The sequence below is a fragment of the uncultured Thiodictyon sp. genome (assembly GCA_903837595.1).
Lineage (GTDB): Bacteria > Pseudomonadota > Gammaproteobacteria > Chromatiales > Chromatiaceae > Thiodictyon.
Genome location: CAILVI010000203.1, coordinates 1 through 7,878, shown reverse-complemented (window position 1 = coordinate 7,878; position 7,878 = coordinate 1). Strand labels below are relative to the sequence as shown.

General features: G+C 58.0%; 8 protein-coding genes. 5 read left to right on the top strand and 3 right to left on the bottom strand.

The window, feature by feature from the left end:
* The 5 genes from QZY44_RS11130 to QZY44_RS11110 all read left to right on the top strand — a co-directional run.
* Positions 1-514, top strand: a 514-nt coding sequence (locus QZY44_RS11130; protein WP_295446163.1) for a hypothetical protein, incomplete at its 5' end; no start/stop codon positions are given.
* A gap of 335 nt (positions 515-849) precedes the next feature.
* Positions 850-2,496: a Wzz/FepE/Etk N-terminal domain-containing protein gene (locus QZY44_RS11125; protein WP_295446161.1), complete on the top strand. Its 1,647-nt coding sequence runs from the start codon at positions 850-852 to the stop codon at positions 2,494-2,496.
* Between the two features lie 54 nt (positions 2,497-2,550).
* Positions 2,551-4,008 (top strand): lipopolysaccharide biosynthesis protein, encoded by a 1,458-nt coding sequence (locus tag QZY44_RS11120; protein ID WP_295446159.1) that lies wholly within the window; start codon positions 2,551-2,553, stop codon positions 4,006-4,008.
* Positions 4,008-5,348, top strand: a complete 1,341-nt coding sequence (locus QZY44_RS11115; protein ID WP_295446157.1) for a VpsF family polysaccharide biosynthesis protein — start codon at positions 4,008-4,010, stop codon at positions 5,346-5,348. Before QZY44_RS11120 ends, QZY44_RS11115 begins: the two co-directional genes overlap by 1 nt.
* On the top strand, positions 5,345-5,998 hold the full coding sequence (locus tag QZY44_RS11110; RefSeq protein WP_295446155.1) for a class I SAM-dependent methyltransferase: 654 nt from the start codon (positions 5,345-5,347) through the stop codon (positions 5,996-5,998). The genes QZY44_RS11115 and QZY44_RS11110 overlap by 4 nt, the downstream gene beginning before the upstream one ends.
* A 37-nt stretch (positions 5,999-6,035) precedes the next feature.
* Here QZY44_RS11110 and QZY44_RS11105 read toward each other — a convergent pair whose 3' ends face one another.
* The 3 genes from QZY44_RS11105 to QZY44_RS11095 all read right to left on the bottom strand — a co-directional run.
* On the bottom strand, positions 6,036-6,722 hold the full coding sequence (locus QZY44_RS11105) for a hypothetical protein (protein ID WP_295446153.1): 687 nt from the start codon (positions 6,720-6,722) through the stop codon (positions 6,036-6,038).
* Positions 6,719-7,492: a hypothetical protein gene (locus tag QZY44_RS11100; RefSeq protein ID WP_295446151.1), complete on the bottom strand. Its 774-nt coding sequence runs from the start codon at positions 7,490-7,492 to the stop codon at positions 6,719-6,721. Before QZY44_RS11100 ends, QZY44_RS11105 begins: the two co-directional genes overlap by 4 nt.
* On the bottom strand, positions 7,485-7,878 hold a 394-nt coding region (locus tag QZY44_RS11095), incomplete at its 5' end, for a polysaccharide deacetylase family protein (protein WP_295446149.1). The genes QZY44_RS11100 and QZY44_RS11095, both read right to left, overlap by 8 nt.

The window sequence follows — 7,878 nt, the reverse complement described above, 5'->3', positions numbered from 1 at the left end:
TTACTATGAGCCGATGCTGTTTACCCACCTTAACGCACCGTGGGAGCCTTACCTTTCGGGCCCTCAGGCAATGATTGGCAACTTGGTCTATCCCGCGTCAAATGCGCTGGCAAGGGTCACGGTGTTACCGCCAGCGGACCCCATCGCAGCCATGGCGGCGGTGAGGCAATACGTGTCGGAAGGCTGGGGGGCGAAACGGATCAAGCAGGAAATCACGCAAGGCCAGACCTGGGCCAGGGCGCGTGGGGTTACGCTGATGTGCACCGAATTCGGCGCCTTGCGTGTAGGACCCGATGCGGTCTCACGCCAGCAGTGGTTGAGCGACACCCGTTCAGGATTGCAAAGTGCAGCGATAGGATGGACGGTCTGGGACTATGCTGACGTGTTCGGCATTGCGACCGCCAGCAACGGCCGCGTTATCCCCGGAGATCAGGCGATCGTGCCGGCCGATCCCCGCAATCCGCAGCGACAGTTTGACAGCCGCGTCTTGCGTGCGTTGGGTTTAATGCGCTAGCTTATGAAAAGCACGGGATATCGCTGGTCCTGCGCCACCCTGCTGTTGGTATCACCCATGGCTATCGCGGCCTGCCGGGATGATGCGGATTGCCCCCCGGGTATGCACTGTCTGGTGGCGCAGCGATACGCAAACAGGTGTGGGAATCATCTGCCATCGATTCTCACTCCTGGCGAATCGGAGCGATCCCGGTCGTCTCTTGGCGGGGGCAGCAGTGCTGGCGCTCCCTGCCAATTCAACATCGACTGCCTGCCTGGTTTTTCCTGCTACAAAGTGACTCAGGCAGCGATTGACGGTCAGTGTTTTCAACCCCCACCAGCAGCGCCCGAGTCGCCATGAAATCCTCGACCGCAGTCGCTCCAGCAACCACGTCCGGCGATCGCAGGAAACGCGACAAGGAAGGCCCGGGCCTAACAGGGCGTATGACCATTCCGGCCTATAATCACCGTGATCTATTGATTACGCTGTTTCGCGAAAGGCGCATGATACTTTGGGTTTTTGGGTTGACGCTAGCCATTGGTGCGGCAATCGCCCTGCGGATGGAGCCGATCTTTACCGCCCAGGCCCGCCTGATAGTCCTACCCAGCCAGGAATACACACTGAACCCGGTCCCCGGCGCGGCCGTCATGAATTTTGCACTCGGCGACGAACGCATCGTTCACTCTGAGACCGAGATTCTCAAGAATTCAACGCTGGTTGAGCAGGTCATCGAACATTTGGGCATTGCACAACTTTATCCCGACTTGGAAGGGTCGTCACCATTCGCTTGGCTGTTCAGCCACATCACCCGCCATCCCACGCCAGACGCCAACCCTGCGCCGGCCACCTCCGCGCTTTCGAGAATCTCTCAGGAGACGACATCCAGCCGTCGGCAATTGTATAAGGCCGTGACTCGATTTAACAAGAATCTGGAAATACTGCCGGTCAAAGACGCCAGCGTGATCAGCCTGTCATTCTCCCATCCAAAATCGGCGCTTGCGATCAGCGCACTCGAAACCCTGATTCAGAAATATCTTGAGTTCCGCACCCAGACCTTGGTCCTGTCGCGCTCCCAGATGTTCATCGAACAGCGTGATGCGTTCACCCGGCGTCTGGCCAATGTTGAACAGGATGTCGAGGCATTTAAGTTAAAGAACAACATCAGTATCTTTGCTGATCAACGCTCATTTCTGCTGCGGCAGCAGGTAGAAGCAACTAATAATTTAATGGATACCAAGACCCGCTTGAGCGAGGTCGAAGGTCGCCGCGCAACCTTACTTGGGCAACTTGCCACGCTGCCGAGGCAACTGCCGATGTTTGACGAAAGAATGGCTCAGGATGCAGCGGACACCGCCCGTTCTATTTTGGTCACTCTGGAGGCGCGCCGTAATGAATTGCTGACCAAGTTTACGCCGAACAGCCAGTTCGTTGCGGATCTCAATGAACAGATCGAAAAGTTGCGACGGACGGTCGCTACGATCTTGCCCAAGAAATCAGACAGTCAACGGGTAGGCCCGAGTCCGATTTACCAGGAGGTTAATAGCGACCTGGTCCGACAGGAAAGCGCGGCGGCCGCGCTACGTGCCAAACAGACGTCTCTGGAAGAGCAACTGACGCAGTTGACCGCCCGTTTGGTTGAATTTGACAAATTGGAAGCAACCTTTAACTCGCTTGCTCTGGAGCGGGGATTGGTAGAAAATAATCTACGCATCTACTCCCAGAAGGTGGAGGAATCGCTGCTTCAGGAGGAGATGGATCGGCAGAAGATTGCGAATGTCAGGATTATCGAACAGCCCCAAGCCTATGAACCCCGCAGCCAGAAGCGGGCAGTGCTGGTATTCGCCTTGCTGGTGGCAGTCATCTTTTCGCTGCTGACTGCCTTTTTCAAAGATTTTTTTCGCGATGTATTCGTATCGCCAGAGGATACCGAGCGCGCCTTGGAGTTGCCGGTCCTGGTGGCGATCCCCTTCCAGGAGGGGCTTGGCCGGCCAACAGTCGCTTAACACCCGCGATGGCTGGCTGAGGTCAACGGCGTTATATCGATCAGGCGATCATTCATGGCTTTCGACCGGCTCACGAGTCATTTGGCAGGTTACTTGCCGATCAACCTCATCGAGGCGTTGAGTTCGCTCGGTATTGTCGTCATTTACAGCCGCTTGCTTACCCCAGAACAATACGGGCGGTATGCGTTGGCGGTCACCGCCATGCAATGGCTGCAAACCCTCCTGTTTTACTGGCTCCACAGCGGGGTAGCGCGGTTTTTCGAGGCCCGGCGCACCCATGGGCGAGTGCCGGCGTTACTGGTAACCAGCTATGTTGCCGCCCTGGCCCTGAGCGGTCTGCTGGCCATCGGGGTGGGGTACGTGGCGGCTGGTCTGAGTGATCAGTGGCGCTGGTTAGTCCTGGCCGGACTGGTCAGTCTGGTCGCCCGCGCGCTACTTTTGATTGGTTTGGAAGCGCATCGCGCCGGGCGCGAGGTCCGGCGCTACAGCGGCCTCGAGGGCCTGCAGTATTTGATGAGTCTGGGATTGGGCGCGCTGCTGGTAAGCGGCACGGGGGGGGGGGCCGCAGCGATCCTATGGGCCACGACCCTGGCATGTCTGTTGGTGCTGTTGCTGGATACGCGTTATCTGGCGAAACTCATGAGTCCCCCGGCTTGGTCCGGTGACGAACTGCGCCTGCTGATTCGCTACGGTGCGCCACTCGCGGCATCGGTGCTGCTCGGCCAGATCATTGCCAAGTCGGATCGCTTTTTTATTGCCTGGCTGATGGACGAGAAGGCGGTGGGCATTTATTCCGTTGCCTATGCGCTGATCGATCGTCCCTCCACTATTATATTCAACTGGCTAGGGATGGCTGCCGTACCTCTGGCCTTCGCCGCGATGGAGCGTGATGGTCCCGCCGCCGCCCGCGAAGTCATGGCAAAAACGGCCAAGACCCTGGTCCTCTTGCTGCTTCCGTGTACGACGGGTCTTGCCATCGTCGCCGAGCCTCTGGCCGCCGTGTTATTTGGCGCCGAGTTTCGCCACGAGGCCGCCCGGCTCATTCCTTGGATTGCACTTGCAAGCTTGCTGTACGGCGCGATGATTCATTATGCTGCACATGCCTTTATGGTCACCAAGAACACCCGCCTATTGCTGATGACCAGCCTGTTCGTGCTGGTGCTTAACATGATATTGAACCTGTTGCTGATTCCCCTGTTTGGCTTGGACGGTGCGGTTGCCGCCAGCATTACCACTTACGGGTTGGGTTTGACGTTGCGGCTGATCATCGCCCGGCGATTTTTCCCATTGCCCCTGGCCGTCAGCCATCTCATCCGGGGATTGCTTGCCTGTGGGGTGATGGCAGGAGTGATTTGGTCGGCGGCGTTGGCGCCGACGCTGGTGGGGCTGATGCTCGCGATCCTGCTGGGTGTCGTATCCTATGTCGTCGGCGCTTTGCTGCTCAACGTGGCTGACTGCCGCGATGCATTAGTCATCAACTGGCGCCGTCGGATGGGGCGGGGGATGCACTAATGGCGGGCGCCGACACCTGTTCGTCGTTTCGTATTGTCTATCCCTGCGGGTTCGCGGGTTTGCGACACCGGCCGTTCCCGCCGAACCAGCGACTACCGGTTGTCCTGGCCGGCCTGGGCCTGGCGCTCTATCTGCTGATTTCCAACAACCTGCTGGTTTCGCTCGGTATCCCCTATGACATACCAGGCGGCGGGTTCGTCTTCAAGCTACATCCCGGAACCTACCTCATCGCACTGGGGTTTATGGTATTGTGTTTCCGGGCTAATCCCCGCGCTCATTGGCGGCGACTCTTTGCCATTGCGCCGGCGCCGCTGATTCTGACGCTAGTGGTCATTGGGGTGTTGGTTCATACGCTGATCAGGTTCGGGCCCTCGGGCAACGCCTTTTTCATCGATTCACTTCTGGCGCCGGCTTTGTTAGCTCTGGTGTTGTTGGATGCAACGCCGGAGGCGCAGCGTTTTCTATTCTGGATGACCCTCGCCCTGCTGACAGTCAACGCCCTGCTGGCCATTGGCGAATCACTGACAGAATGGCGTCTGACGCCTTACATGGCAGGTGATCAGCCAATTCTCGATGACTATTTCCGGTCGACTGCGCTGGGTGGTCATCCGCTGAATAATGCCCTGCGGACGGGCACGTTGCTGATCGCCTGCCTGATCCTGCCGCGCCTGCTCCTGATATTCTTGATTCCCTTGCTGGTGCTGGCATTACTGACGTTCGGAGGGCGCACCGCGCTGGTCATGAGCCTGCTCTTGCTCGGCGGCTGGGGCGCCTATTACTTCTTGCGCGGCATCATCAATCGGACGTTCGATGTGCGGCTGGTGTTCGGCCTGATCCTAGTGACATTGATGCTCGTGGTGATCATCGCGACGTTGACTGTGAGTCTGGGGCTGGGTGAACGCATTTTTCAAAATTTGTCATGGGATAGCAGCGCCGAGTCCCGGATCTTGGTGTTCGGTGTGTTTCGATTTGTCCGCCTGGATGAATGGCTGTGGGGTATGGGCCAGGACCGGATCGAGACGGTGCAGGATATTCTGAGGGCGACCACTTCGCTGTCGTATCTGGAGAATGTCTGGGTGCAGTTACTGATCCATTTGGGACTGGGCTGGTTCGTGCTGTTGGGCAGCGCCCTGGTGGGAATGATTATCAACCTGGCGTGGCGGGCGCCGCTACCGATAAAACTGGCCGCCATGTTGTTCCTGATTCTGATCTCCACCAATAATTCGCTGGCCTCCAAATCCCAGGATCTAGCGATTCTTGTGGCGATCCTGATTGGCGGCACCGCTGTCTCACGTTACCAGAACAGTTCGGTTGGCATTGACGGAGGGCGAGGATCATGACCAGTGACTCAAGAGAAAACGGCTCCGCCCATAAACTGGTGAGCGCCTTGGTTTTCAGTGGTAAGAAATTGGTTCCACGCGTAATACGCGAGCACATCAGCGAATACGTCAATAGTTGGCGAACTGCTCGTTCCCCGGATCGCGCACTGCTAATAAAAAGCATTCTTCCTGCATTTGGTCAAACGTCGGCCGTAGCGTTTCATAAAGCCATCCTATGGATTGGGTGTCGCCGCTATACCAAGAACTATTATTCATTACTTGAACATGGGGGTGCGCAATGCTGGACCCTTGACCTGGATCCGCGGGTCAGTCAGTGGGGTAGGGCCGGCCGCCATGTGGTTGGTGATATACTAAACTTGGCGGATATTTTCCCTGACATTCGCTTTGACGTCATCTTATGTAACGGGATCTTTGGTTTCGGTATCGACACGTCGTCGACACAACGGCGCGCCGCCGAAGCCATGGCGACGGTCATCACACCCGGCGGTTGGCTGCTGTTAGGTTGGAATACAGATCGGATCGCCGACCCAGTCCAGACGCAAGTAATGAAACCGTGGTTCGATCAGGCGTCACTACCAAGCGTTGGCGAGCGCTTTGTCGTTGCGCGCTCGACACATGTGTACGATATATTTCGGCGCTGCCCAGCCTGATCAACTGGCGCTCCAGGGTTCACCTTCGGCGTCTCGCCTAGTCGATTTTGACATCCCGTGGATTGTGCAAATTCACCCTGAGACGATACTCGCCGTCCAAGCCGATGATGATTAATTCCATCGGCGTATGTCTGATGGCAATCAAGCCATCGTCGGCGATGAATAGGTCAATGGTCTGGTTTTGGGGGGGGTTAAACCCGGCAATGCTGCCGCTGGCAGAGTTGATCCGCTGGCCGTTGAGGATAACCTGCAAGAGCGGGTATCGGCTATTCGCGATGGTATCCCAGCGGCGGTAAGGATAACCGATGGTTTGCAGGATGAACTCCTTCATAGAGTAGCCCCCGCCGCGCCCCTGATAAAAGCCCAGGCTGCGCAGATTAAGACGCAGCCAGGTGTCGGGAATCCCATCGCCGACATAGCTTCGCGTCGGCGATGCCAGATCGCGCCCGACATCGCGTCCTACCAGATACACATAAGGATTGGGTGGATCCTGAATATTATCGCCACCGAAGAATTCGTAAGAATCAACCGTCGGGTCAGGGTTCAATGGCGGCCGGGCCCGCTCCCGCCAACTCAGCGGGGTCGCTGGTTCATAAACCGGTCGGTTGGGGTCGATGATCACCCGCTCTATTGGTTGTACCGGAGCAGGGAAGCAGGTCGATATCGCAATTGTGGCGAATAACCAACGGGCCGCCTTCAGGCGCCAATGCGGTGCGGTTATCATAATCGATCAAGAAAGCGATAGATAAATTTGGGAATATAGAAACGGCGCTGATTCAATACTACTCCGGCGAGTGGAGCGCCGCGCGCTGTCAGGCGATCACGCAAGTGCGCGGCCACCGGCGAGCGGGTGGATTCTGCACGCACTACCAGTACCACGGCGTCCATCGCCCCGCTCAGTACAATGCCATCGAATGACTGGCTGGACGGTGGCGAGTCGACCACAATGGTCGCGAATTTTCCGCGTAGCAGTGCCCAGATATCGGGTCGGTTAAGGATGGACAGGGTTGGCGCTGGCGTGACAGTCTGACTGAAATCGGTCCGCCCGAGGATCAGCCCGAGGTCTGGCAGCTGGTCAAAGCGCAGTGGACAACTGGCCGGTGATGGGCCGCCGGGCATGCCCAGCAACCCACTGAGGTCGATATCCAGGTGTAGCGGCAATTCAAGGTTGATATTCGCTCCCTGCTGTTTGAATATCCGTTGGAAATGGATGAAGTGGCTATCCTGCCCCCAGTCGAAGTCAAGCAGCAGCACCGGGCCGGCGATATGTTGCGCGGTGGTCAATGCGAAATCCCGGGCAATGGTGGAAACCCCGTCACCGTATTGCGTACCGATAAATTGCACGACCAGGCCCTGCCCCTGCACCAACACCGGGTTCATGATACTGAACAGGCGGGCCATGACCGACGGGAACGACATGAACAACCGGGGATCCAAGCGTGGGTTGGCGGCCGCCGTCGGCGGCATGTCCGGTGTGTGATGGTGGTCAGGCATTTGATTCGCCGCTGCTGTGCTCGCTATGTGGATGCCGTGCGAAAAGGGAGCGTGCGCCGCTGGCACGCAGTCTGAGCGCTGCCAGGGAGTCCTCATCCCCAAATGGCAAGCGCGGCAGGGCATAGCGATTCGAGTCGGGATATACCGGCCCGCCATACGCCAACACCGCACTGCTAAAGCCGCACTCCCGGGCCAGCGTCCGGAGTGCCGGGGTGGCGCAATCGCGCTTGCCGAACGGGTACGCAAAGTGAGTCACTGGACGCCCACCCAGCGCCTCCAGGCGTTCTTTGCTGACTCGCATTTCAGTCCGGGCGGCGTCGTGGGGCAGGTCGGTCAGCAGCGGATGAGACACCGTGTGCGCGCCCAGTTCGATCAGCCCACTGGCC

Excerpts from the sequence above, each read along its gene's own strand:
- QZY44_RS11100 (WP_295446151.1), bottom strand. The coding sequence starts at position 7,492 with ATGCCTGACCACCATCACACACCGGACATGCCGCCGACGGCGGCCGCC.
- QZY44_RS11110 (WP_295446155.1), top strand. The coding sequence starts at position 5,345 with ATGACCAGTGACTCAAGAGAAAACGGCTCCGCCCATAAACTGGTGAGC.
- QZY44_RS11120 (WP_295446159.1), top strand. The coding sequence starts at position 2,551 with ATGGCTTTCGACCGGCTCACGAGTCATTTGGCAGGTTACTTGCCGATC.
- QZY44_RS11125 (WP_295446161.1), top strand. The coding sequence starts at position 850 with ATGAAATCCTCGACCGCAGTCGCTCCAGCAACCACGTCCGGCGATCGC.
- QZY44_RS11115 (WP_295446157.1), top strand. The coding sequence starts at position 4,008 with ATGGCGGGCGCCGACACCTGTTCGTCGTTTCGTATTGTCTATCCCTGC.
- QZY44_RS11105 (WP_295446153.1), bottom strand. The coding sequence starts at position 6,722 with ATGATAACCGCACCGCATTGGCGCCTGAAGGCGGCCCGTTGGTTATTC.